Raw genomic sequence first — 25,372 nt, 5'->3', positions numbered from 1 at the left:
ATGCAATGACTGCCGAAGAAATGTTCTTCCCCGCCATTCAAGATATCTTTGACGACGGGAAAGGCTGGGTCATCACTCCCAACCAGCAAATCCTGACCATGCATATTCTCGAAGCACAACCGCGCATCCATAACGAAGAACAAAAAATCTTCGATTGGACCGTCAAATTCGACATCCTCCCCGAAGCTAAAGTCTTCTGGAAAGACACCGGGCAGCTACAGCCCATCACCGAATTCGACACGCGCGGACTCCTCCGCGACGGAGCAATCCACGGCACCCTGCGCTCGCGTTTCCTCGACCCCGGCTGGGATATCCACTTCATTCCCGAAAAGGAGGCATAACAATGGAGCCCCAACGCAAGGAACAGGAGATGAACACCCAGCAGAATTCCTCCCCGGAAGCTCCGCCGGCATCTTCTGGCCGGCTACTCGCTCACCAGCAAGAGTCGCGAAAGCCCCGTTTTTCTCGTCGTGCCCTCGCAATAGCAGGCGCAGGCACCCTCGGCGCTCTCTTCGTCGGTCGACAGACCGGCATCCTCGCCACCAATGAGGAAAAGCAAGAATTGCGCCTTTTCAAGCGGGATAAGGTACTGGCTTCCCTTGAACCGACTGAGAAGTTTGATGGGCTTGCCAAACAGGGTGATTCAACTGGTCTGCTTGTCTACACCGCCTACGAGCGCAACGGCAGGTACGTGCCCGCAACCGAAGAGCACGCCGCTCAGAATGTGCCGTACCCCGTTCTGCAGCCGGGAATGAATGAGTATAACCGCGGTGGTTTCTATATTTTTCAGGCGTACTTTTATGCCGCCCTGAACTATTTCTACTACACCGGAGATACCAAACCGCTCTCCGAAGTAATCAACCCCGAAGAGATCATTTCACCCGAGCTTCTTCGGCTGTACCGGGAAAATCGCGGCTGGCTTATCGCCAATCAGGATGTATACCGTGTACAGGTTACGATTCCCGGTATCGGTAGACGTCAACAGAACAGCCGTAATATCAGCGAATACCAGGCAAGGCGACGTATTCGCGATGAGGCTGTCTTCTACGTATCCGAAACGGGGGAGAAGTTACCCATCGATAAGTTCTTGAAGACCGGTGAGGAAGAGTACGCGTTCCTCTGCGCGGAGCACCTGCGCGGCCGCTGGGTTCTAGTGGAAGACGATAAGGACGCCACGCCGCTGTATCCCCCGGGATTCTCCCTCGAAGGGCTAGAGGCATAGAACCCACCTTCCCGGTAGCCGCACGACATCACCGATAACCACACCACACCAACCACCCTAGGAGACATATGGAACAGACGCCCCAGAACCCCGGCGCGCCCGCACAGGACAGCGCCGTGCCGGGCAGCCCCTTGCCGGAGAATACTGTGCCGAGTAACGCTGCGCAGGGGCATACCGCGCAGATTACCACTGTTGAAAGCGCCGCGGTAGAAGCTACTGCGGCACCTACCGTAACCGCCCTCCAGAGCCCCGCGCAAGACCCCGCCGTAGATGGTGCCGCATCCGCAACTCCTGCCGAGGCGGTAGCACCCGCCCCCGCAGAGCCTAAGCGTATGGGTCTGTACTCGCTTATCTGCCTCCCCACCGGCGGATTCACGGCCTTCTTCATCGCAAATACTCCCTACCTCTGGATGTACTACGCATATTGGGAATCTTCCTCGGTAGCAACGACTACTCTGATTATTTCGTTTGTTGTTTTGCTGTGCGTCTGCTTCACCTACTGTGCTCTTGCGGCGCTCATCGTTGAGAAGATTGCTACCCGAAAACTGCCTTGGGGTCGTTCCCTCGCCATAAGTGCGCGCGCTACCGCGCTTCTTGTGATTATTCTGACGATTGCCTTCTTCTGCATTGAAGCGTCCCTCTTCCGAAGCCGTTTCTAACACACCGTAGATAAACACCACCGGCAGAATACCGGCAGGGTAGAGCCCCCTAAGCTCCACCCTGCCGGTACTTCGTATCCGGGGTTCCACACGATCAGCGAGCACGGGGTGAGAATAGTCAAGGCACAGCATAAAACCGCGCCGAACCAGTGAAAATATGCCGCCAACCCTCTAAAATAGAAAAGGAAAATTCCGAACAACAACCCCGCACGGCATACCGTACGGGAAAGCTAAGGAGCGAACTATGTCGCGTAAGCCCCTCATCGCAGGCAACTGGAAGATGAACCTCAACCACGCAGAGGCAGTCACCCTCGTCCAGAAGCTCGCATGGACCCTCGACGACGCAAACTTCAACTTCTCCGCAACTGAAGTAGCCGTCTTCCCGCCCTTCACCGACATCCGCTCCGTGCAGACCCTCGTCGAAGGCGACAAGCTGGACATCCTCTACGGTGGCCAGGACCTCTCCGTCCACGACTCCGGCGCATACACCGGCGAAATCTCCGGCGCATTCCTCTCCAAGCTCGGCGCAACCTTCGTGCTCGTCGGCCACTCCGAGCGCCGCACCTACCACCACGAAAGCGACGAGCTGTGCGCAGCAAAGGTCCAGGCAGCATACAAGCACGGCCTGACCCCCGTCCTCTGCGTCGGTGAGCCCCTCGAAATCCGCGAAGCAGGCACCCACGTCGAGTACACCCTCGAGCAGCTGCGCGGCTCCATCGCAGGTCTGACCGCAGAGCAGGCAGAAACCCTCGTCATCGCATACGAGCCCGTCTGGGCAATCGGCACCGGCAAGGTCGCAACCGCAGACGACGCACAGGAAATGTCCGCAGCAATCCGCGCAGAAATCGCTAAGCTCTACTCCGCAGACGTTGCAGAGAAGGTCCGCGTTCTCTACGGCGGCTCCGTCAAGTCCTCCTCCGCACCCTCCATCATGGGCAAGGAAGACGTGGACGGCGTGCTCGTCGGCGGCGCATCCCTGCAGGCTGAAGAGTTCGCAGCAATCGCACGCTTCGACGCGTAAAACCCCGACGCACCACAGCGTCTCGTAGCGTCACAGCGCCCGGTTAGGTACCCACCCGACCGGGCGCTGAACCATTTAACCGCTGCGGGTTATAGCCTCTGCCGGGTTATCGGCGGGGGATAAGAGCAGGGCATAGGAGGCGGGTGTATGAAGCGGGTGTAGGGGGGGGCATAATCCGGCCGCGTTCGCCCCTAACCGCAAAACCCGCCCCGAATACGCCAACCCCGCGGTTCGCCCCGTACACTTAACGGCATGTTCAGCTTTGGTTTTTCCCTGGTCATCGCAGCCCTCGTCGGCATGATCCTCTACACCTACCTGCGCAACCGCAAAGTATCCGCCCCGCGCCTACCCGGCAACGACGGCGGCAACATCGGCTACGCGGGCGGTGCAGAATACCAGGAACCCTCGCCCGAATACCAGTACTTCGAGAGCCGCCGCGACCAGTTCCTCGACCAGCTCTACAGCCGCACCTCATCACCGGAAATCCCCGTCACCCTCACCCTGCGCGACTGGGTAGACCAGGGCTTCTACGCTGAAGGAGGCGCCTACTGGGCAGCCGCGCAGCAGTTCACTTACTACCTCATCGACGGCGGGTACGTGCGCGCCTACGACACCGAAGGTGACGAACTCACCGCCCAGCGTGTGCTCACCGACCGACCCGCGGCACTGCAGCTGACCCCCAGCGAATACCAGCGCCGCAGCAACCGCGCCGCGTAAAAAGCCGCTTCAACGTGACCGGACGGCGGCTGTAGCGTATAGTTAAACCCGTCTGTCTGCGCCCCGCAGCCCAGGCACCCCACCAGAAGACAACGAAGGAAGGTCCCCATGGACGTCATCATGAACGTACTCATGGTCATCATCGCCATCACCAGCGTGATCGCAGTGATGCTTGTGCTGCTCAACCGCGGTCAGGGCGGCGGCCTCTCCGACATGTTCGGCGGCGGTATGACCAACTCCCTGAACTCCTCCGGTATGGCGTCGAAGAACCTGATTCGCCTGACCGTCACCGTGATCGTTATCTGGGTTATCGCAGTGGTCCTGTACGGCCTGGCAATGCGCTTCAACGGCCAGATTGTTGTCTAGCCAGAGCACACGCTACCCCTTCGCGGGTGAGTGACAAGAGCTTCTCCCCGGCACTTCTCAACCGAGAATGCCGGGGATTTTTTATGCACCAAACGGCAATGACGAAAGCGGTAGCGGGGCGCGAATCTTTACGGCATGATAGGACGTATACACCACATACGAAAGGCAAAGAAGCCATGAGCGCCTACACCCTCGACTATATGTACACCGCCCCGTCAGCCCTCATCGACGGCGCCGACTCCCGCGCGCTCAGCCTCGCCACCAGCGGCGGTAGCACCCCCGAAGGTGCCGCCTCCCACCCGTACTTCTTCTCCGGGTTCCTCGAACGAGCAGACGTCTACGCCACCGCGCTACTGGTCGTCGCCAGGGTCGCCCGCACCCGCTTCTACGTGCCGCCCAGCTCCCTCGCCGGAGCCCTACGTGCCGCAGACCCCGTCGTCACCAGCACCGCCGAAGGGCTGCGCTTCGAATCGTTCAGCGCCTGCTGCGGAGTGTACGCGCGCCTCGACGTTGACTCCAGCGCACTCGACGCAAGCCACAGCGCCGTAGGCGTCACCAACGTAGACGTCAACCCGCCCCTGCGCGCCGCGCTCGCATCCCTGCGGGCGGGGGAGCCCATCCACCTGAACGTTGGCGACGAGGGGCTGCTCACCACCACCCTTGACGGCTCCGTCATGGAAGAAAAAGTGCCGCTGCCGATTCGCTGGCTCAAGGGCTTTGCAGAAACGCAGATGCTCTCATCCCGCATGAGCCCGGTGCACAGCCTGGACGCTGCCGCCGCCCGCACCTTCATCCACTCCCTGCCGCGCAACTCCAGCACCAAGGCGGTCCTGTGGGCGACCCGCGCCGTGCGTTCCTTGCGCCTCGCCACCCGCGCCACCGCCGGATCCGTATGCGTGGCGGGCCCCGAGCGTCTGCGCGTGCTCGAACCGCTCATCCGCCACATTCAGCGCCTGGACGCGTACAGCGAGCCCGTGACCGCAGGTAACGCGCCCGTGCCCAGCGTGTGGGTGGCGCACCTGCCCGGCGCACGCCTGAGCATTGGTCTAAGCCCCGAAAAGTCACGAGGGTTCTCCGGTGAAGGGTCCGTGCTGCAGGCGCTGTCTAACCCGAACACCGCCCAGAACGCTGACATGCTCAGCGTGCTGCTCTCCTTCGAGCCGCGCATTGACGTGCCCGTCATGTCTGCCCGCGCAGGCCTGGACGAGGCGGCAACCCGCGACGCACTCGCCCTGCTGGCTTCCTCCGGTCAGGTTGGTTTTGACGCGCATGCTGGCGAGTATTTCCACCGCCCGCTGCCCGTGCATCCGGAGGCGCTGACCGCCATGCACCCGCGCCTGGTCGGCGCGAAAAAGCTCGCCGACTCCGGCGCTATTGAGCGGGTCGGTGCGGGGGAGCACGGCACCGGTGAGTACAGTGTGCGCAGCGGCGAGAACACGTACACCGTGGTGCTGCCCGCCGACCCGTACGCCGTGGAGGGGTACCTCTGCTCCTGCCCCTGGTGGCTGAAGTACCGCGGTACGCGCGGCCCCTGCAAGCACGCACTGGCGGTCAGTATTCTCTACCGCGAACATGCCGCCGGCTAGACACACCACGCACCGCACTAAAAGACGACGCCCCAAAAGCTCGCCTCAGCTTCCACCCGAAAGACCACCATGAACGCACGACCCGAACCGCACACCTTCCCCGAAGGGGTCATCACCGAGCCGCTTCCCGGTGAAGTCATCCACCCGCTCCGCAGGCAGCAGAAAACCTGGAGTGGAATCATGCACTTCAACCGCAACCTCGCCAATATTCTGGCGGTCGGAGGCACCCTCGAGCAGATTTACCGCCGCTGGCAGTACTTCGACATCATTAGCACCCCGTTCGGCTCCGAGGTCGGTAAAAACACGCCCGGAACCGTCACGCAGGACCGCGTTAAAGCCTACGCAGAGTTCGGCTGGTTCTCGGGCGCTGCCTCCATGCGACTTGCCGAACTCTACGACGGCGCGCACCTTGAGCACGACGAGGACTACTACACCGCCCTCATCAACTGCGACCGCGAGCTGATCCTCCCGCTGCTGCGCGAGGACGAACAGCTCCGCGAAGAACTCATCTGGGGCATGCTCGCCGTCGAAGGTAACCGGGACGTATCCCTCACCCAGCGCGACTCCTACAAGCCCGGGCAGAAGGAGAACAACCCCGGCTGGTCCTGCGCCCTCATCGAAGCCTCCGAAACCGGGCTGATTAGCCGTGACCGCCTGATTGACGCGCTCCTGAGCTCCCTCATGAGCGACTTTCCGGCGTACCGGGTTGGCTGGTTCTCACGCCTGGTCACCGGGCTCAAACTCACTGCCGAAGAAATTGCGGCACGTCAGAGCGAATTTCTGACGCTTTTCGCCTCGCCCATCGGCCCGAGTGTAACCCTCGGCGTGCAGCATATTCACCGTCTCTGGACCAAAAACCCGCAGGCACTGGACGCTGCCGCATTCGCCTACGCCGCACCCGCCGTATGCGCCGGAACCAAAGCAAACGCGCTCAAAATCCTGACCATGCTCCAAGCGCTGTACCGGGCGGGCACCCTTGACGTTGCCGCCTGCGAAGATGCGGTAGTTATGGCGCTCAGCCACACCCACGCGCAGGTGCAGGCCGCCGCCCTCAAACACCTCGAAGAATGGGTACAGGCTGGTGCCGCAGACGATGCGAGCGCCGACGCTGTTATGTTCGCCGAACGTGCCCGCGAACTCTACCGCGACTACCGAACCCAGCTGGATCCGCTCGTTGTGGCGCAGATTCAAGAAGAGGGCTCGCCGCTTATTGAGGAAGTGCACGACCGGGAGGGGGAGCCAGGAAATAGCCTGGGGAACAGCGAAGCAAGCACCGCCCTCACTGAAGCTAGTGACATTGAGGCCGCCGCCGCGGAGGCGCTCGCCGCCTCCCGCACCGCAATCCACCGGTACTGGGACACCCCCGTGCGCCCCGTGACCGCATCTGACGTGCAAGAACGCGCCCGCGCGCTCCTGCACCATCAGGTTGCGCCCTGCGCCACCCCCGACACTCTCAACGAAGCAGACCAGCCCGAAACGCACGCCGGATGCGAGCTGGAACTGGAACTACTCACCGCCTACCTGCTCAGCACCGAAGGCACCGCGCAGAGCCCCAAACTGCTTGAGCAGCTTGTTCCCCTCTGCCTGAAAAAGCTGAACCACTGGGGTTTGGAGTGGTTTGACATGCGCGCGCATTTGACGGTTCTTGCCGCCGCAGGGAAGCTGCGTGAGCGCCCGAAGGCATCGGAGATGACCCCGAAAGAAGACCCCGGTACGGTGCCGAACCTGCACACCATGTACTCCCGCCACGCCGCGTTCTTCAGCATCGGATTCAAGGATGCCCTCGGCGTGCTGCAGAGTAGGCAGAACTACACGCCGCTTGCCACCCCCGAACTGTTCGGCGGGTGGGTGCATCCGGATACCCTGGTGCGCCGGTACGCCAAGAACCTGGCTGATGGAACCCCCATCCTGCGCCATGATTTCACGGCGGCGCTCCTGCGTGTGCGTGTGCCGGAGGTGTTGCCTCCGTACTCTACCGATGAGCAGCGGCAGGATGCGCAGAGCCGCCGCGCTGAGGCGCTGGCCCTGCTTGGAAGCCTCGAAGAGCAATACGTGAAGAACGCTCAGGAGGACGCTCCGCGCTCTGCTCCTACACAGATTCGCGTGCTCCGCTCCGCCCTCGACGGCACCCTCGCTACCGGGCGCATCAACCCCTACCTGGAATCCATCACGGTAACCCAGAGGGAAACCAGCTGGGGCCTTCAGCTGAACGGGGTGATGGACGGCGCCTCCACCCCCGAGCTGAACGCTTTCCGCGGCCTCGCCACCGCCCACCACGACGAAGAAGGACAGTACGCCCTGCTCTACCCCTCACGGGCAGAACCGCTGGCGTACTACTGCGCTAGCAGCAACTGGTACATCTTGGATCACAGCGCCTTCGACCGGAGCCTGTATTTGGCGTTGGCGGCACACCCCGGGGTGTGGGGTCCCGCCTGCGCCTTCGTGTTTGCCGCGGGTTTCTCGGAGCAGCGCGTCGAGATTCGCTCCCTTGCCGTGGAGATCATGCATCGCGTGCTGGATGACCAGCTCAGCCTCGAGGACGCCACCACCGGTTTCGTGAACTTTGTGCCGCTGGCGATGCTGAACCGTTGGGCGCTCGCCCTCACCGACTTCGCTCAGCTGGATGCACGCCGGGCGGTGCGCTTCTTCGCGCGCCTCATACCGCACCTGGATACCGGGGCGAACTCGCTCGGCAAGCTGCTGGGCGCCTTCAGCCAGGCGTTGGCGACCCTCGACCCTGCCACCCGTGCGGAGCTCGTGGATGAGCCGCTGCGTGCCTGGTTGGGTTCGCTGACCGGTTCTTCGCAGAAGGCGCGGTACGCCCGGAATATCCTCAAGCAGGTGCAAGGCTAAGCGCCCCGCCCGTTCAGTCCCTCCGTTCAACTCTTCACAACCATTCACCATCAACTCCGAAAGCAGGTACCAATGACTGATACCGCCCAGCCGCATAACGCAGGCGAGCGCACCCTCGAAGAGCGCCGCGCCGCCCTCAAAGCCCTCATGGCGGCAGAATCAACTGACGTGCAGGAATACCACGCCGTCATCACCGGCGCTACCGAGGAGGAACGCGCCTCCCTCGCCCGCACCCTCACCCCCAGGAGCGTCATCGGTAGCGACCACATTAACCGCACCCCGCTCGCCGCCTACGTTGCCGGGGCGCTCGTGCGCACCCCCGACGGCGACCCGTGGGAATACCACCGCTCCGCCGGCCGCGCCATGCGCACCCTGCTCTGGGAAGGACGCCCCGACCAGCAGCTGATTGACGCGTTCCTGCTCGGCGCCACCGAACGCCCCGACGAGTGGATTCTGCGTTTTATTGAGGGACTGCCCAACTCCTGGGCTCGCTCGAAGAAGATCTGGGAAACCTGCTACACGCTGCTTCGCGCCCGTAACCTGAGCTGCGAAGCCCCCGAATACCTGGTCCTTTTCCTGCACGAGGCCCTGCCCTGCGTGAAGAAGGGAAGCGCCAGCAACCACGCCCAGCTCAAAACCTTCTTCACCCGCGATATGACCCTGCTCGACCAGGAATTCTGGGCTGTCTTCCGTACCGAAGGAGTGCTCTTCAAGGGCTACGGCAACCACATGGGCGAAAGCGCGGAACTCTGCCGACTCATGGGCGAATACTTCGATATTCGCGACGAGATTCTGGACGCCCTGCTACGCGGCCTGACCAGCGATTTCAGCGCATTCAACTCGGCAGCGTTCCACTCCGTCTACACCGACCTGCAACCCACCGACGCAGAAAACCGGGCTCGCCTCGGGCAGCTCATGGCTGTTCTCACCGCAGAGCCCAGCGCTTCCGTCGGATTCGCCCAGACCATGCTGCAGAATGTCCTCAAAGCCTGCGCACCCGCCGCCCTGCAGAAGACCCCCGACCTGCAGCCCCTCGAACAGCTTGACCTGGAACAGCTCATCGACGCACTCGGCGCGAACCTCTACCGCACCGAAAAGAAGATTCAGCGCGGCGCCCTGCGCCTGCTCAAGCTCATCGCCACCCAGTACGCTGGTTTGAGCAAAGCCAAGCGTAAGAAGGCGCAAACCGCCGAGCAGGTGGCGCTCGCCAACTACGTTGCCGACCGCGTCCTCGAAGCCTACGAGGTGCTACCCCTGGAGTTGCGCGGCGCCGCGGAAGCCTGCCTGCCCGAAGACCGTCTGCCCATGGCGGAAGAGGCGGAGGCGGCGGGCGCCTCCGTAGAGGTGCCGCCGGTGCTGTTGCCCGGCACCCCGCACCATGAGCCGTTCACCCCGATTACGGACGTGAACGAGTTCTGCACTCTGCTGATTGAGGAATCGAACACCACCTCGGGTCGAATTACCGGGGACGAATCTCCCCGCACTAGGGGAGAGAACCTGGCTCGTCTTTACCACTTTGCCGCGACCGACAAGCTGGCACCGGCGGGTCAGCAGCAACTGCGTACCCTGCGCAAAATTGCCCGTGAATATTACTACAACAACGTTGCGTGTATGCCTGCGCTGTGCGCCGTGTTGGATACTAACGCCGAGGCCATGGGATGCAATTCCTGGGAGCTATCCGAGCTCACGCCGCTCCTGCAGTATTCCGATCGTAGTGAGATGGTTGCACGAGCTCGCCCGAGTAACGCGCTCCTGAGCAAGGAAGAGATGATACGTCTGACTATTCAGAATAAACACCATCTCTGGAATGCTGACTACAAGCCGCTGAAGGGATACCGCGACCTCTATGAGATCTTCCGCGAGCAGATGCGTGCCGTCGCCGCCGGGGGAGAGTACCACACGGAAGGACGTACGGTGCGTCTGCTGAGCGCCCCGCTACCCGCCCGTCAGCTTAGCTACAGTGACTGGACTTATCGCACTGTTTCTGGCATGGATATGCCCTGGAGCGGATTCAACCGTGGTCTCGACAATGATCGAGTCTGGGAATACCAGGAGGCCAGCAGGTCGGGTCGTCTCCGCGAGGCAGGCTTCGAAAACTTTAACGTTGAGGAATTCGTGAAGTACCAGCCCATGTGGCAGGTCAAGGGCGACATTGCGGATACCGCGGATGAGGCGCGCGAGGCGCTGAGCCGCGCAACCGCTGGCATGAGCCCCGAGGAAGCCATCGCCTACGAAGCTCTTAACACCGCCTTGATTCCCTTCGTGTACCTACTGAATCTCGATAGCGTCGATGGGTGGCGGGGCGACTATATTATCGTGCTCACCGAGTGGGCGTCCTGGCTGCTTCAGAACAACCCGGACCTGCTCTCGGCATACTTCCTGTTCGCCGCTTCGCAGTGCATTGAGGAGAAGACCATAACCCCCGTCCCCGTGCTGATGCGCGCGCTGAGGGATTCCACCGTGCAGGTGGGCGCCCCGACCTGCACCCTGCTCGGCTATGTGGCGAGCGCGAAGAACCCTGAGTACCGTCTGGCGGCGGCAGAGGCCATTGCGGCACTCTTTGAGGCGGGCCTGCTGGATACAGGAACCTTCGCAGAGACCCTGAAGTGGGCTCTGGAGGACGGGATGGTCCTTGCGAACCGCCTGGTGGCGACCCTGCGTGAGGTGTCGGCTATTAGTCCGCTGGCGGGTTGGCGTGTGTTGCAGGTTCTGCGTCTGCTGCTGCCGATGGTTGGTGGGCTGACGAAGGGCGGCGACTATGTGCGCCTGGCGGTGGAGCTTGCCGAACTGTACGGCACACCGGTTGAGATTCCCGCCGAGCTGAAGCCGAAAATGAAGGGCTCTACCGTGCTGGCGAAGAGCCTGCGCGCCCTGGCTGCGGTGACCCCGCGCGTGACTGAGGAGGCGCTTGCCGCCCGCGAAGCCGCGCTCGCCCTGCTGGGTGAGAACGGTGCCTAATACTGTGCCTGAAAGCGTGCATCCTGCGGCGCCTGCGTGGAGTGCCGAATACCTGCAGGAGTTTCTGTGGCGTATTGTGCCGGGCCGTTCCATGCGTTCTATGGATGATGAGGCGATTGCTGAATTCTTTAGGGAGCATCCGGAGCACTGGGAAAAGATCTGGGCGCTGTTTACCGTGGAGGGTGCCATGCCCTCGAATGGTTTCGCGATTTGGTTTATTTATGATGCTCAGCTGACCATCTGCGGTCATGATTTGCTGGTGTATTTGGCGGAGCATTTTCCGCAGTATCGCGCCCGGATTGAGCAGGAGTGCGTTCAGGCATTGCTGCGTGATTATGCGCCGCAGAACGCCCGCGTTTTCTCGCGTGCCTTTGAGGCGCTGACGGCGGTCCCGAAGGGTCTGCGGGGTGCTGAACGTAAGCAGGCTTTGGCGGAGCGGGCGCAATCCTATGCTCGGCACGGTGCGCTGATTCCGGCGTTGTTGGCTTCGCCGGTGGCGACCACGGCTGCTTTGGGTGCGCAGATGTTACAGAGTATTCTGCAGGTCTGCGCGCCGTCTGGCGGTGCTGCCTCTGCCGGTCAGGCGCCGCTGACTGCTGATGAGCTTCAAACCCTGGTGGCGGAGGCGCTACCTGCCGCCGCGCAGTTGCTGTTCCGGCGTGAGAAGAAGCTGATGACCGCCGGTTTGAAGGTGTTTGAGTTGAGTGTCCGGGCGGTGCCAGAACGTGCCGGTGAGGTGTCTGCATACGTGCAGGATGCTGTGGAGGTTCTTCCTCTGGAGCTCAAGGACCGCGCCCAGAAGCTATGCCCTGGCACTGTGTCCAGCCAACCCGGCTCGATTCAACTCAGTTCGATTCAGCCCGTCTCAGATCAGCCGCCCCATAGCGTGCAGATCCCGGATGTCCCTTCCCTTGGGCTCTCAGCCGCTGAGCTGAACGCCGCCATCAAAGCAACGCCGCAGGCTGGGCGCGCCTCCGAATCCACCCGTGATGCTATTCGCGACGACCGGGACTGCGAGGAGCTACTATTCACCCTCTACCACCTCAACGAGAGGGAGCAGTCTGTCCACCGCATCCCGGCGCTGCTGACCTACCTGCACCGGGCGCATCAGGAGGGGCGAAACATTGAGTTCAGTCCTGCTTTTCAGAAGCACCTGCGCCGCTACCTGAGTCGTGCCTGGCATGACGGCCGCGACCAGTTGCGGTATCTGGCGTACCGCCTGCTGGTCCAGCATGTGCACGCCTCAGACCCCGCGGCGGTAGCGGAGCATGTGGGGCGTTTTCAGCCTTCTGATTTTTACTTCAGGGGGTACCCGCGGAAGGGTAGCGAATATTGGGCGTACCGGTCGCCGACGACGCTATTCCACGAGCAGCTTCGCGTTGCGTTCGGGGATCAGCCCTATAGTAGTGAGGGCGCGGCTGGGCAGGGTTTTGCGCCTCTGCTGGCTGAGCCGTTGCCTGCGGTGGAGCGTTCTTTTGAGCGTACGGTGATTCGTTTCAAGTCGTACCGTGAGGCGTTTCCGAAGGTTCTGCGTGGAGAGTATGAGGTGAATGATTCCACCTATGAGCTGTGGCAGGTGCCGGGGGAGGAGTCGGCCACGGAACGGAGTACGTTCACGGCGGCGGCGTACACGGTGGCTGGTGCTTGCGCGGAGTATCCGGGGCGTTCCCTGGAACATACCGAGGTGCCGTCTGTTGCCCTGGTATGTGGCTGGTACGCCTGGGCGATGCGCCACAACCCGGACCTTCTAGCGGCGCAGTATAAGCCGCTATTGAGCGTGTATCAGTTCTCCCGCCTTCACGGCTTTGAGGAGGTTCTGCATGCGCTCGGTGCTGCTGAGCGTACCCTGGGTGTGCCGTCGTATAACTTCCTGGCGTGGGCTTCTGTAGTGCACGCCGCGGAGCGTCGAGCGTTGACGGCAGAGACGATTGCAGCCCTTATAGACCGCGGCAACTGGGACGCGCACCTTTTCGCCAGTGAACTTGGGTACCTTCTGGAACACGGCTGGTTTGGGGTGAATCGTCTGGTGCAGACGTTGAACGATGCCGCTTCGCTGAGCCCTTTGGCGGGGTGGTCTGTCTTCCAGACGGTGCGCCAGATCCTTCCGTTAGTTCCGCAGGTGAGGCAGGGCGCTCCCATCGTGAAGCTTGCGCTGGAGCTTGCCGAACTGTACGGTGTGGCTGTTGAGATTCCCGCCGAGCTGGAACCGAAAATGAAGGGCTCCACGGTGTTGGCGAAGAGCCTGCGCGCCCTGGCGGCGGTGACCCCGCGCGTCACTGAGGAGGCGCTTGCCGCCCGCGAGGCCGCGCTCGCCCTGCTGGGTGGAGAAACCTCGAGCGGGGACACCTCGGTGGGGGGGGGCACCTCATCGGTAGGCGCTGAAGGGTAGCTCACGGTAGGGGAGTTGTAGGGGAGCAGCCCTGTAACTGCGCCCCTATACGCGCAACCCCTGTACCCAACCTGGTGCACTAAACCCCACTCACCGCCCCGTGACGAAACGGCTTGACCGCCGTCGCGGGGCGGGAGTACTCTATAGGTAATGGCGGATCATGAAGAGTCCTACTTTCTGAAATATCTTTTTCTTATATTTGTCGGATTCTTCGCTTCCCGCCATTTTTCTTTTAAGCCCCGTTCCCACCGCGATGACGGGGCGCAGACGACTGGCGAGCCCCGCACGGAATGACGTAACCGCCTGTTGCTCCCGCGAATACGCACCCCCGCAGGTCACCGATGACCAAACGCAACGACAACCCGCGCCCACGTCGCTACGATAAGAACATAAACACACCACCGACGGTGACAGTCGGGTGAGACCAACGGAAAGGACGACCCGTGACTACCCCCTACGACGCATCCCCCTACCTGCAGGAATCACCCTACCTCAACGAATCCGCCTACCTTCACGGCGAAGCACCCGAAGGCCTCAGCCCCCTCGTGCGCCTCATCCTGATGCGCCGCTACGGCGTGTACGTCTTCACCGACCTGTACGGCCCCTCCTACCGTTCGAACTACTCGAGCATTAACGAGCGGCACCAGGTCGGCGTATTCGACACCGACCTGGGGCGAGTGTCCGCCCTGAGCAATTGCGGCCTGACACTCAGCGAGGAATCCCTCGCCCAGGCGCTGAAGGCCAGCACCAACGAATTTGCCCTGTTCTTGACCATCTGGTCCTACGAGTACGGGTACCGCCCCGGCCGCGTGTTCCGCCGCGACTTTGATCTGCGCGCCCTGACGCTCACCGAGGAGCAGCGCTACACCGAGCAGATCATGCACTACCTCTCCAACCCGTACTACAACCCGGACGGCACGGAGCGCATCGTTGGTGGCCTGCCCGAGAACTACGTGCCCTACGAGTGGCAGCAGCCGATGAGCCGCTCCAACTTGACAAGTATGGAACGCAACCGCCGCCCCCTGCAGATGGTCAGCGGTGTGCAGAACGCCCTGATTATGGCGGGTGCCCTCTACCAGCAGCTGCTTGGCCAGCAGCAGGCGTACAACCAGACCGACCAGCGCGACCTGGTGGCGTTGCGCCGTTTCCTCGCCCAGCATGACGCGCTGTCGGCTACCCGACCGGAAAACACCAGCCGCGAGAACCGCGTGTTCATCGCCGCCTGCCTGCACCCTGAAGACGCCGAACGTCTGCACACCATGAAGGAGGCGCTCGCCCTCGCCGCCGCCTACTCGCGCCTGCGTTTCAACGGCACGGTGGGCGACCTGAGCTTGAGCACCGCGCCGCGCCTGAAGCTGCGCCGCAACGAACGCACCTGCATCGCGCATCTGCTCAACCGCATCATTGATGCCGACCCGGTCGGCGCCCGCTACGACAGTGCGCCCGCCGCCGAGATGTATAAGCGCCTCGTCAAAGCGATTCACCCCGGCGACTACCCCTCGCTGACCGCACTGAGCCGCTGGGCTGACGACCTGTACCGCGGTGAGGTGTACAGCTTCGAGTCGCTGGTGGACCGCGCCTACGCCACCCGGGATGCCCAGAACGTGGCACGTCTGCTGTCCACGCGTCCGGGCGTGTTTGCGCGCCAGCTGGTGCGCGCCCTGACCGCTTTTGAGGTGCCGCGCTACGGCATCGACACCGCCCCGAGCCCTGGCCAGCAGGTCATCTTTGACGCGTTTGCCGCCGTGGCGCCGCGCGTGTCCGCGCCCATCCTGGTGCAGATTCGCAACCTGGTGGCCCTGCAGCGTAACGCGCTCGCGAACCCGCCGAAGGAGCGCCCCGCCAACCCGGTGGCGGCGCAGGAGGAGCAGGAGCTCGCTGACTACGCGCGCCGCAACCCGGAGGGCGTCGCCAGGGTTCAGAACATCATGCAGAACGCGGGCATCCCGAACCCGCTGGGCTCGTTCTTTGGCGATAATTCCGGCCCCGAGAACCCGATGCGTTCTATTCCGGTCGGTTCCGAACCTGCCGCGAGCCAGCGCGAGGAGCGCCGCGCGGCGTCCGCTCAGAAGACTCAGCCTGCCGCCCCGCAGCGCATGAACCTGTCCAAGACTGGCATCGCCACCATGATTCCTGCGCGCGAGTACAGCCCTGTGGTGTTGGACCTGCTGGAACGCCTGGTTGAGATTGGTCTGTCCGGCCGCCTTGCCGAGACCAGCATCTACCTGCCCGAGCAGGTGGGGGACATGGTCATGCCGTTGAACACCCGCAGTGCCCGCCCCTCCCTGGACGGCATGGGCCGCTACAACACCTCCACGGTGCACCTGCCGCCCACCGGCGTGATTCGCCTCTTCTGCTTCTGGGATGAGGGCGTGGACATTGACCTGTCGCTGATGATGTTCGATGCCGAAGGCAACTACATGGACAAGATCAGCTACTGGTCGCAGACCGTGAAGAACAGCCAGGGCGCCATTTACGCGCACCACTCCGGCGACATTACGGACGGTACCGGCGGCGCCTGGGAGTACATCGACATTGAGGCTCGCAAGGCGCTCAAGGCGGAGGTGTGCTATCTCGTGCCGGTGGTGCAGCTGTACTCCGGTTTCGGGCAGACAAGTACCCTGGACGCGGTGAACGACCTGCAGGCGGGCTTCATGGTCGTGCCCGCCGTGGGTGTGGGTGAGGTGCACGAGGTGAGCCAGGTGCACACCAAGTTCGCCCTGCGCGCTGAGAGCCGCGGCGTGCTACCGTTCATCGTGGACCTGCAGAACCGCGACCCGTACGACATTCCCGATGAGACTGACGCCATCGTGAAGGTGACGGACATCGGTCTTGCCCGCGGCATTAACGTGTTGCAGGCCGGCGCGAACATCACCGCCGTGCGTGAGCATTTTGACTGGGCGCAACCCATGACGGTGCGCGAGTACCTGCAGCTGACTGGCGCGAAGCTCGCCCCGACCGCTGAGGAGGCGCAGGAGGTGCTGGAGGCGACGGTTCCGTCGCTGGCGGCGCTGTACGTGGGCTTCGAGGGGGAGGAATCTTCGGAAGAGCAAGAGCCGCAGAATCCTACCGCCCCTGAGCAGTAGCGCGACATAGCAAAAGGGGGGGCCCGGATAGTCGAAACTATCCGGGGCCCCGCCCTTTTGTCATGTCATAACATTTTAGAATCTTCGTTGGATGATGAAGATGTATTGGCTTACTTAGGCGACTGCCTCGAGCTGTTGGCTCACGTACTGGTTCAGGCTCTGGTGAGAAAGCGCTGCCTGCTGAACCAAACGACGATGCAACTGCGGTGAAACACGCAAGTTGAATCGGCCCGAGAAGGAACGCAGGGAGAACGGTTCGGGTGCCTCGCGGCCGTCTTCTTCAAGGATTTCGAGGGTGTCGGCGACGACTTCTCGAATACCTGCGAATGCTTCGGTCGAGGTCGGTGCCAGGTATGAGAGGCTGGGGAATTCGGCGACGGTTCCGACAAATTCCTGGTCGTCTTCAGACCACTCGACGCGGTAGGTGTAGAGCTCTTGGCGGGGGAGAGAGTGACTCGGCATACTTCATGGTACCACTTCTAGTACCATTTCGGACTGGTTCAAACACCATAGAGAAAAGCCCCGGGTAGTCGAAACTATCCGGGGCTCCACCCTTTATCTCATGCAGTTCAGAACCGAACCTTACGGGCGGTTCTCAGGAGCCAGCGACTCCTCAGTAGCAAAAATCAAGGTCTGCTTCTTACCGCGCGCACCCACCGCCGGGGTCTCCAGCAGCAGTTCCGCGTTCAGATCCTCAGCGTCCAGCTTCGCGCCAGCCAGCAGGCGGCTGGTCGCATCCTGCTTATCCTCACCGGTGATGAGGAAGAAGACGTTGCGGGAGTTGTTGATAATCGGCAGGGTCACCGACACGCGCTCAGCCGGGGGCTTCGGCGAATCAGAAACCATCACAGTCACAGCCTTACCGCCCTCAACCGGGTCCTCCGGCAGGCCGGTGCCCAGCAGAACCTGCTTGCGGCCCGGGAACAGGGAGGCGATGTGGCCGTCAGGGCCCATGCCCAGCAGGGTGATGTCAAAGACCGGTGCGGGCCACTGGCCACCGCCACCACCGCAGCCTCCGCCGCCGCATCCGCAACCACCGGCGGACTCTGCAGCTTCGGCAGCCTCAGCGGCAGCGTCAAAGTCTTCGAGAGTGGTTTCTTCGAGGGACTGCTCCGGTGCAGACGAACCGCAACCGCCGCCACCGCAACCACAGCCGCCGGAGCCGCCGTGCTCGTGACCTGCGCCGCCACCGTGACCGCCAGCCAACGGAAGTTCGGTCGCGCCCTCGGGCATCTGCACGGTCACAGCCGGTGCAGAACCGGCGTAGTCGCGCATCTCAAAAGCGTAGTGCTCGGCGGCAGCCTCAAGGCCGGTGAAAATATCGGACGGGCCCATGCGGTGCACATTGCCCACGACCAGGCCGTGCGACAGCAGGGGAGCGAGTAGCGCCTCAATAGCCTGACCGTCATTACGTTCGGGGCTACGCTCGGGCACAAAACGCTCATCAGAGAACCAGAAGTGCACGCGCGACCAGTCGATATCCTTCACGCGCTCGTTCTCAGCCCACGCCTTCAGAGTAGCGATACCCATGGTGCCGCCGGTCAGCGAAATGTGGGCGATCGTGCGCTCAGAGAGCACGTGCTCAATGATGTCGAGGATGCGGGTCACCGCGTCCGCTGCGAGAGCGTCGCGGGTCGGGTGCGCCACCAGGACGGGGGTGGATGCGCCCATGTTCTGAATCTTAGGCATCGAAAACCTCCGGGTATTCTTCGAGGTCCAGCATGTCTTCAGGCTGGCAGGTATCGTCCACGAGGGTTACGGTGCGCAACGCCTGCTTCAGAACGTCACCGTAGGTGTCGTCCGGGTCGAGGCGGCGCAGCTCCTCAGAGATGCACTCGGCGAGGGTACGCACCGGCAGCGCAATCTGCTGATCGGGCGCGTACGGGGTGGAAATGGTTGCCACGGAAATACCGGGGCGGAACATCGTCACAGAACCGTCTTCACGCTCAATGCTGACGCGGTACAGACCGCGGTTTGCCGCGCCAATGGTGGCGAGGTGCACGGGCGCTTCAAGCTTCCAGCCGAGCCACGTACCGAGCAGCACCACGGACGGGGACTTGCCCGAACCCCACACAACCACGCGGCGCACGGGGGAGGAAGGCATCTGTTCCATGAGCGCTGCCAGCTGGGTGCGCCACAGAGTGAGGCGGGTCCACGCCAGGTCGGTGTCGCCAGCACGGAACACCTCGGCGAGGTGCTTGAGGGCTTCCTTCGGGTCTGCTGCACGTGCCGAATCGGTGATGCGGCGCTGCGCAATGCGACCGATGGAATGCTGCGCCGGGTTCTCAGGTACCGAGTGCGGCCACCAGACCACAATCGGGGAGTCCGGCAGCAGCAGACCGGAAATCAGCGCCTCGGTCGGGCGGGATGCGCTACCCCAGCCGCGCAGAACAATCATCTCGGATGCGCCGGTGTCGCCGCCGAGGTGGATTTCTGCATCCAGCTGGTCGGGGTCGAGCGGGTCGTGGGAGATGTGCACAATAATGCGGCTCGGGTGTTCGTGGGAGGCACGAATCGCGGCGCGCATTGCTTCGCGGGAGTGGCCCTTTTCCGCGAGAACAACGAGGGTGAGAACTCGTCCACTGCTGAGGCTACCGTTGGCGGCAGTCAGGTGGCTCAGTTCCTTGTTGATAGCGGAAACGGTGGTGTTATGCAGGTGCGAGATCACGGGCGCCTCCAAGCGCGGTTGTCACGCTCAAGCATCTCGTGTGCTGAACGCGGACCCCACGAACCGGACTCGTAGGGTTCAGGCTTAATGCGGTTTTCTTCCCAGTACTCTTCGAAGGGGTCGAGGATCTTCCAGGAGAGCTCAACTTCTTCGTGGCGGGGGAACAGCGGCGGCTCGCCGAGCAGAACGTCCAGGATGAGACGCTCGTAGGCTTCGGGGGATTCTTCGGTGAAGGAGTGGCCGTAGCCGAAGTCCATGTTGACGTCGCGGATTTCCATCTGGGTGCCGGGCACCTTCGCGGAGAAGCGGATGGTCATGCCTTCGTCGGGCTGCACGCGGATGACGATGGCGTTCTGGCCGACCTGCGGGTTTTCACGTTCGCCGAAGAGACGGTCGGAGGACTTCTTGAAGACCACGGCGATTTCGGTGACTCGGCGGCCCAGGCGCTTGCCAGCGCGCAGGTAGAAGGGGGTGCCTTCCCAGCGGCGGTTGGCGATGGACACCTTCAGCGCTGCGAAGGTTTCGGTGCGGGAGTCTGCGGGGATGTCGTTCTCGTCGAAGAAGCCGTTGACGTGTTCGCCGCCCTGGTAACCTGCGGCGTACTGGCCGAGCGCGAAGGAGTTCGGCAGGTCGTCGATGCGCACAGCTTCGAGGACCTTAGCCTTTTCGGCGCGCAGGTGTTTGGCGTCGAGGCTGAGGGGCTCTTCCATGGCGGTGAGGGCGAGCAGCTGCAGCAGGTGGTTCTGGATGACGTCGCGGGCCGCACCCACGCCGTCGTAGTAGCCTGCGCGGGAGCCGATGCCGATGTCTTCAGCCATGGTGATCTGGACGTGGTCCACGTAGTGGGAGTTCCAGAGGGGTTCGAACATCTGGTTGGAGAAACGCATCGCCAGGATGTTCTGAACGGTTTCCTTGCCCAGGTAGTGGTCGATGCGGAACACGGCGTCGGGCGGGAAGACTGCCTCCACGATGGAGTTCAGTTCGCGTGCGCTCTCAAGGTTGTGGCCGAAGGGCTTCTCAATGACCACGCGGCGCCAACCGTCGACAGGGTTGACAGTGTCGTTATCGCGCGATGCGAGGTCGTGTTCGGCGAGCTTGGTGAGGACCTGCTCGAATGCCTTCGGGGGGATGGAAAGGTAGAAGGCGTGGTTGCCGTGAGCGCCACGCTCGTCGAGCTCTGCAAGGGTGCTCTTGAGCTTTTCGAAGGCTGCATCGTCGTTGAAGGCACCTTCAACGAATCGCATGCCCTGCTGGAACTGGTTCCATACGTCCTCGCGGAAGGGGGTGCGGGCGTTTGCCTCAACAGATTCACGCACGTAAGCGCGGAAGTCGTCATCGCTCCAGGGGCGGCGGCCGAAGCCGACGAGGCCGAAGCTCGGGGGGAGCAAACCGCGGTTCATGAGGTCATACACTGCCGGAAGCAGCTTCTTGCGGGCCAGGTCACCGGTTACGCCAAAAAAGACGAGCGCGGACGGCCCCGCAATGCGGGTAATGCGGCGGTCGCGAGTGTCCCTGAGGGGGTTCGCTTCATGACCGTTAGTCACAATATATTCCTTTGATTGCCTTGGTTGGTTCGTGCGGCGCGCGGTTCGTACCTTATTCGCGCGGAGGCGATGCCGCATTCTGGAAGGTGTGTCCCTGTATTGTACCGGTTTTTGACGGAATGATATGAGGGGCACCTAACCCGCCGAGATTCCCTGGGGTGGCCTGAGCGGTGAAGCTCGGGCGGGAACCCTGGCAAAAATCCCGGCGGATTAGGGTGCGGTGCCGTGGTGCGCATCGGGCGGTGCACACCGACAGCGGTTAGTGCCGCGCTATAGTTCGGCGGCTACTAGCGGCTACTTGGCCTGTTCGAGTGCCTCGCGGACGGTCTGCAGCAGCTCTTCCCAGGAAACGTCGAACTTGGACAGGCCCTCAACCTCGAGCTTCTCCACGACCTCCGGGTAGGAGACGTGAGCGGAGATAGCGTCCAGAACATCGTTGGATTCGGAGTAGTTCGGCACGATGGTGTTGCCGGTGATTTCGCCGTGGTCGGCAACAGCGTTCAGGGTTGCCTCGGGCATGGTGTTCACGGTGTTGGGTGCAACCAGGCCGGTCACGTAGAGGGTGTCGGGCAGTGCGGGGTCCTTCACGCCGGTGGACGCCCACAGCGGACGCTGTACGTTCGCGCCGTGTGCCTGCAGACGTGCCCAACGCTCGGAGGAGAACATTTCCTCGAATACCTCGTAGGCGAGGCGCGCGTTTGCCAGGCCCGCCTTGCCCTTCAGCTGTACAGCGTCGCCGCCGGCAGCTTCGAGGCGTGCATCGATTTCGGTGTCTACGCGGGAGACGAAGAAGGACGCGACCGAGTGGATGGTGGACAGGTCCTTACCGTTCTCCAGCGCCTGCTCCAGGCCGAGCATGTAGGCGTTGATGACCTCGCGGTAGCGGGTCAGGGAGAAAATCAGGGTCACGTTCACGCTGATGCCAGCTGCCAGGGTTTCTGCGATGGGGCGCAGACCTTCCTGGGTTGCGGGGATCTTAATCATGACGTTTTCGCGGCCCACGCGCTCGTAGAGTTCACGCGCCATCTTGGCGGTGCCTTCTGCGTCGCGTGCCAGGCGGGGGTCAACCTCGATGGAAACGCGGCCGTCAAAACCGTTGGATGCCTTGTAGACGGGTTCGAACACGTCGCAGGCGTTGCGTACGTCGTCGCAGGTTGCAGCGAACACTGCCTCTTCAACGCTCGCGCCGGCGGCGGCAAGCTCACGCATCTGCTCGGCGTATGCGGCACCCTTGGAGAGCGCGCCAGCAAAGATGGTGGGGTTGGTGGTCACACCGACGACGTTGTGGGTCTTGATGAGTTCGGCGAGGTTGCCGCTGGTCAGACGCTCGCGGGAGAGGTCGTCAAGCCAGATGGAGACGCCGGCGTCGGACAGCTTCTGAGTGGACTCAGACATGTGAAAACCTTCGATTCTTTGTCGAGATTGAAATGTCGAAATTGAAAATTGAGATATCAGTGAAATCTTCTGGGCGGCGGGAGGCTCCGGCTGAGTGGTCAGCCGGAGCCTACCCGTTGCGTCTGCACCCCACCCGTACAGAGGCACCCGTACAGAGGAGCCCGTACAGGAGGGAGCGCAGTGTGTGCGGCAGTTACCGCGGCGTTGTTATTGCTTACTTAGCGGCGTCGATGGATTCCTTAGCGGCGGCAACGACAGCCTCCGCGGTGATACCGAATTCGCGGTACAGGGTCTTCGCGTCGGCGGATGCACCGAAGTGCTCGATGGACACGGCGCGGCCTGCGGTGCCGAGCAGGTCGTACCAGCTCATTGCCAGGCCAGCCTCGACGGAGACACGGGCTGCCACGGAGGAGGGCAGAACCGACTCGCGGTATTCCTCGCTCTGCTCGGCGAACCACTCGCGCGAAGGCATGGAGACCACGCGTGCTGCGATGCCCTGCTCGGCGAGGGTTGCGCGAGCCTGGATAGCCAGCTCAACCTCGGAACCGGTAGCGATCAGGATGACGTCCGGGGTGCCCTCGGTGTCAGCCATGATGTAGCCGCCGCGTGCGGTGCCCTCAGCGGAAGCGAACTTCTCGCCCTCAGCGTCTGCGTGAACGTCTTCACGAGCCCAGACGGGCAGGTTCTGGCGGGAGAGCACGAGGCCCGCGGGGCGGTCGGACTTCTCCAGGATGGTGCGCCATGCGACGGCGGTTTCGTTAGCGTCCGCGGGGCGAACCACGTCGAAGCCGGGGATAGCGCGCAGCGAGGAGAGGTGCTCGATCGGCTGGTGGGTGGGGCCGTCCTCGCCCACACCGATGGAGTCGTGGGTCCACACGTACAGTGCGGGAACGCCCATCAGCGCGGAGAGGCGAACAGCCGGGCGCTGGTAGTCGGAGAACACGAAGAAGGTACCCGAGAACGCGCGGGTGGGGGAGGAAAGCACGATACCGTTCACGATGGCTGCGGCAGCCTGCTCACGGATACCGAAGTGCAGAACGCGACCGTAGGGGTTCGCGGTCCAGTCTTCGGTGGTGCGCGATGCCGGGTTGAAGGACTCTGCACCCTTGATGGTGGTCAGGTTCGAGCCGGCGAGGTCAGCGGAGCCGCCCCACAGTTCGGGGAAGGTCTCAGCAATAGCGTTGATGACGGTGCCGGATGCCGCGCGGGTTGCCACAGAGGTGCCAGCCTCGAACACGGGGAAGGCAGCCTTGTAGTCTGCGGGCAGTTCGCCTGCAACGAGGCGCTTGTACAGTTCAGCGCGCTCGGGGTTTGCCTTAGCCCATGCCTCGAACTTCTCGTCCCATGCCTTGTGTGCCGCTGCGCCGCGCTCAACGAGCTGGCGGGTGTGTGCCAGGACGTTCTCCTCGATGAAGAAGCTCTTGGCGGGGTCGAAGCCGAGCAGCTCCTTGGTTGCGGCAACCTCTTCGGCACCGAGCTTGGAGCCGTGCACTGCGCCGGTGTTCTGCTTGGTGGGGGCGGGGTACCCGATGATGGTGCGCAGCTCAATGAAGGAGGGCTTGTCGGTGACAGCCTTCGCACGCTCAATAGCGGCGTAGAGCTCTGCGACGTCCTCAACGTAGTCACCGGTGCGGGTCCAGTCCACGCGCTGAACGTCCCAACCGTAGGACTCGTAGCGCTTTGCCACGTCTTCGGTGAAGGCAACGTCGGTGTCTTCTTCAATGGAGATGTGGTTGCGGTCCCACACGACGATCAGGTTGCCGAGCTCCTGGTGACCTGCGAGCGCGCACGCCTCGGCGGTGACGCCTTCCTGCACGTCACCCTCGGAGGCGATGACGTAGACGTGGTGGTCGAAGGGGGAGGTGCCGGGGGCTGCTTCGGGGTCGAACATGCCGCGCATACGGCGCTGTGCGTAGGCGAAACCAACAGCGGATGCCAGACCCTGGCCGAGCGGGCCGGTGGTGATTTCTACACCCTTGGTGTGCTTGTATTCGGGGTGGCCGGGGGTGAGGGCGCCCCAGGTGCGCAGGGCTTCCAGGTCCTTCATTTCCAGGCCGTAGCCACCGAGGAACAGCTGAGTGTACAGGGTGAGGGAGGTGTGGCCGGGGGACAGGATGAAGCGGTCACGGCCTTCCCAGCGGTCGTCGGAGGGATCCTGGTTCATGACCTTCTGGAAGAGCAGGTAGGCGACCGGCGCCAGGCTCATTGCGGTACCGGGGTGGCCGGATCCGACCTTCTCTACGGCGTCAGCGGCGAGGATACGTGCGGTATCTACGGCGCGCTGGTCGGTTTCTGTCCACTGGAAGTTCTCTGCCACGTGGGTTCCTTTCGCAACGTGAGTGGATGCGCCAGCAGGCTTGTGCTAGCGCGCTGTCCGTCGGGTGTAACGGTTCTCTTCGGGTTGTTATTCCCGCGCCGGTAGGTGACGGGGTAGGTACCAGGGTAGGTGCGGGGCACACGAGGTGCTGTGTGCGGGGCGTCCGGAGAGTTGTTTCGACCCTTTCGTTTTAACAGGATAGTTCACTGGGCGGAAGTATCCGGTGTGTGAATGCAGACATTCACAGGGTGATACGGGGCTGAGATGGAGAAAAAGCGACGCCACAGCGCGGGCTCTGCGGATTTCACGGTGTACGTTTGAGCTGTATTTATGAGCCGCGTTTCTGAGCTGTGCGCTGAATATTGTTCAGTAACGTAACAATTTTTGTGTAAGTGGTGAAGCTCATGTTAAGGTTGAGCAGGAAGGTTGCGGACCGAAACAGTGGTTGGGTCGGTCTGCATCTCGGTGATTGAAGCCCCTCCTCCGCGTGGGAACTGATGATTATCTTGCTGTGGTGGCGAGATATAAGGTTCTGGAGAAGGGTGCTATCTTTTAGTCTCTGACCGTGCACGTTGTGTGTGGTTGAGGCTA

General features: G+C 62.5%; 16 protein-coding genes and 1 pseudogene. 11 read left to right on the top strand and 6 right to left on the bottom strand.

The features are described from left to right. The 11 genes and pseudogenes from QZ540_RS04090 to QZ540_RS04040 all read left to right on the top strand — a co-directional run. Window positions 1–341, top strand: a pseudogene (locus QZ540_RS04090) (DUF6318 family protein); the annotation flags it as partial. A 2-nt stretch (window positions 342–343) separates the two neighbouring features. Next, window positions 344–1,222, top strand: a complete 879-nt coding sequence (locus QZ540_RS04085) for a DUF6318 family protein (RefSeq protein WP_294627967.1) — start codon at window positions 344–346, stop codon at window positions 1,220–1,222. Window positions 1,223–1,290: 68 nt separating this feature from the next. Next, on the top strand, window positions 1,291–1,881 hold the full coding sequence (locus QZ540_RS04080; protein ID WP_294627965.1) for a histidyl-tRNA synthetase: 591 nt from the start codon (window positions 1,291–1,293) through the stop codon (window positions 1,879–1,881). A gap of 244 nt (window positions 1,882–2,125) precedes the next feature. Next, window positions 2,126–2,902 carry a triose-phosphate isomerase gene (gene tpiA, locus QZ540_RS04075; RefSeq protein WP_200963071.1) on the top strand — a complete coding sequence of 259 codons (777 nt, stop codon included), beginning with the start codon at window positions 2,126–2,128 and terminating at the stop codon, window positions 2,900–2,902. 252 nt (window positions 2,903–3,154) lie between these two features. Next, window positions 3,155–3,619: a hypothetical protein gene (locus tag QZ540_RS04070; RefSeq protein WP_294627962.1), complete on the top strand. Its 465-nt coding sequence runs from the start codon at window positions 3,155–3,157 to the stop codon at window positions 3,617–3,619. A 108-nt stretch (window positions 3,620–3,727) separates the two neighbouring features. After that, window positions 3,728–3,985: a preprotein translocase subunit SecG gene (secG, locus tag QZ540_RS04065; protein ID WP_005506130.1), complete on the top strand. Its 258-nt coding sequence runs from the start codon at window positions 3,728–3,730 to the stop codon at window positions 3,983–3,985. Window positions 3,986–4,161: 176 nt separating this feature from the next. Beyond that, a complete protein-coding gene (locus tag QZ540_RS04060; RefSeq protein WP_294627961.1) occupies window positions 4,162–5,571 on the top strand; it encodes an SWIM zinc finger family protein in 1,410 nt (469 codons plus the stop codon). Window positions 5,572–5,640: 69 nt separating this feature from the next. Continuing rightward, window positions 5,641–8,424: a DUF6493 family protein gene (locus QZ540_RS04055; protein ID WP_294627959.1), complete on the top strand. Its 2,784-nt coding sequence runs from the start codon at window positions 5,641–5,643 to the stop codon at window positions 8,422–8,424. A 72-nt stretch (window positions 8,425–8,496) separates the two neighbouring features. Continuing rightward, window positions 8,497–11,382 (top strand): endonuclease, encoded by a 2,886-nt coding sequence (locus QZ540_RS04050; protein ID WP_294627957.1) that lies wholly within the window; start codon window positions 8,497–8,499, stop codon window positions 11,380–11,382. After that, window positions 11,375–13,771 (top strand): DUF6493 family protein, encoded by a 2,397-nt coding sequence (locus QZ540_RS04045; RefSeq protein ID WP_294627955.1) that lies wholly within the window; start codon window positions 11,375–11,377, stop codon window positions 13,769–13,771. Before QZ540_RS04050 ends, QZ540_RS04045 begins: the two co-directional genes overlap by 8 nt. 443 nt (window positions 13,772–14,214) lie before the next feature. Continuing rightward, complete coding sequence (locus QZ540_RS04040; RefSeq protein ID WP_294627953.1) at window positions 14,215–16,857, top strand: hypothetical protein; 2,643 nt, start codon at window positions 14,215–14,217, stop codon at window positions 16,855–16,857. Between the two features lie 114 nt (window positions 16,858–16,971). On the opposite strand, the gene QZ540_RS04035 is transcribed toward QZ540_RS04040, so the two are convergent. The 6 genes from QZ540_RS04035 to tkt all read right to left on the bottom strand — a co-directional run bounded on the left by QZ540_RS04035 (window position 16,972) and on the right by tkt (window position 24,781). Continuing rightward, window positions 16,972–17,319 carry a type II toxin-antitoxin system HicB family antitoxin gene (locus QZ540_RS04035; protein ID WP_294627951.1) on the bottom strand — a complete coding sequence of 116 codons (348 nt, stop codon included), beginning with the start codon at window positions 17,317–17,319 and terminating at the stop codon, window positions 16,972–16,974. A gap of 120 nt (window positions 17,320–17,439) precedes the next feature. Then, window positions 17,440–18,546: a 6-phosphogluconolactonase gene (locus QZ540_RS04030; protein WP_294627949.1), complete on the bottom strand. Its 1,107-nt coding sequence runs from the start codon at window positions 18,544–18,546 to the stop codon at window positions 17,440–17,442. After that, a complete protein-coding gene (locus tag QZ540_RS04025; protein WP_049347008.1) occupies window positions 18,539–19,525 on the bottom strand; it encodes a glucose-6-phosphate dehydrogenase assembly protein OpcA in 987 nt (328 codons plus the stop codon). The genes QZ540_RS04030 and QZ540_RS04025 overlap by 8 nt, the downstream gene beginning before the upstream one ends. Continuing rightward, window positions 19,522–21,069 (bottom strand): glucose-6-phosphate dehydrogenase, encoded by a 1,548-nt coding sequence (gene zwf / locus QZ540_RS04020; protein ID WP_070830755.1) that lies wholly within the window; start codon window positions 21,067–21,069, stop codon window positions 19,522–19,524. Before zwf ends, QZ540_RS04025 begins: the two co-directional genes overlap by 4 nt. Window positions 21,070–21,363: 294 nt before the next feature. After that, window positions 21,364–22,464, bottom strand: a complete 1,101-nt coding sequence (gene tal / locus QZ540_RS04015; protein ID WP_294627946.1) for a transaldolase — start codon at window positions 22,462–22,464, stop codon at window positions 21,364–21,366. 214 nt (window positions 22,465–22,678) lie between these two features. Beyond that, window positions 22,679–24,781, bottom strand: a complete 2,103-nt coding sequence (gene tkt / locus QZ540_RS04010) for a transketolase (RefSeq protein ID WP_294627944.1) — start codon at window positions 24,779–24,781, stop codon at window positions 22,679–22,681. Window positions 24,782–25,372 lie beyond the last annotated feature (591 nt).

It is taken from the genome of uncultured Rothia sp., from assembly GCF_916049665.1.
Lineage (GTDB): Bacteria > Actinomycetota > Actinomycetes > Actinomycetales > Micrococcaceae > Rothia.
Note: the sequence above shows the minus strand (reverse complement) of the source record. Positions and strands in the feature narration are given on the sequence as shown.

Coding starts and splice junctions, on each gene's coding strand:
- QZ540_RS04030 (WP_294627949.1), bottom strand. CDS start 18,546: ATGCCTAAGATTCAGAACATGGGCGCATCCACCCCCGTCCTGGTGGCG.
- QZ540_RS04060 (WP_294627961.1), top strand. CDS start 4,162: ATGAGCGCCTACACCCTCGACTATATGTACACCGCCCCGTCAGCCCTC.
- QZ540_RS04050 (WP_294627957.1), top strand. CDS start 8,497: ATGACTGATACCGCCCAGCCGCATAACGCAGGCGAGCGCACCCTCGAA.
- tal (WP_294627946.1), bottom strand. CDS start 22,464: ATGTCTGAGTCCACTCAGAAGCTGTCCGACGCCGGCGTCTCCATCTGG.
- secG (WP_005506130.1), top strand. CDS start 3,728: ATGGACGTCATCATGAACGTACTCATGGTCATCATCGCCATCACCAGC.
- QZ540_RS04035 (WP_294627951.1), bottom strand. CDS start 17,319: ATGCCGAGTCACTCTCTCCCCCGCCAAGAGCTCTACACCTACCGCGTC.
- QZ540_RS04070 (WP_294627962.1), top strand. CDS start 3,155: ATGTTCAGCTTTGGTTTTTCCCTGGTCATCGCAGCCCTCGTCGGCATG.
- QZ540_RS04080 (WP_294627965.1), top strand. CDS start 1,291: ATGGAACAGACGCCCCAGAACCCCGGCGCGCCCGCACAGGACAGCGCC.
- QZ540_RS04085 (WP_294627967.1), top strand. CDS start 344: ATGGAGCCCCAACGCAAGGAACAGGAGATGAACACCCAGCAGAATTCC.
- QZ540_RS04055 (WP_294627959.1), top strand. CDS start 5,641: ATGAACGCACGACCCGAACCGCACACCTTCCCCGAAGGGGTCATCACC.
- tpiA (WP_200963071.1), top strand. CDS start 2,126: ATGTCGCGTAAGCCCCTCATCGCAGGCAACTGGAAGATGAACCTCAAC.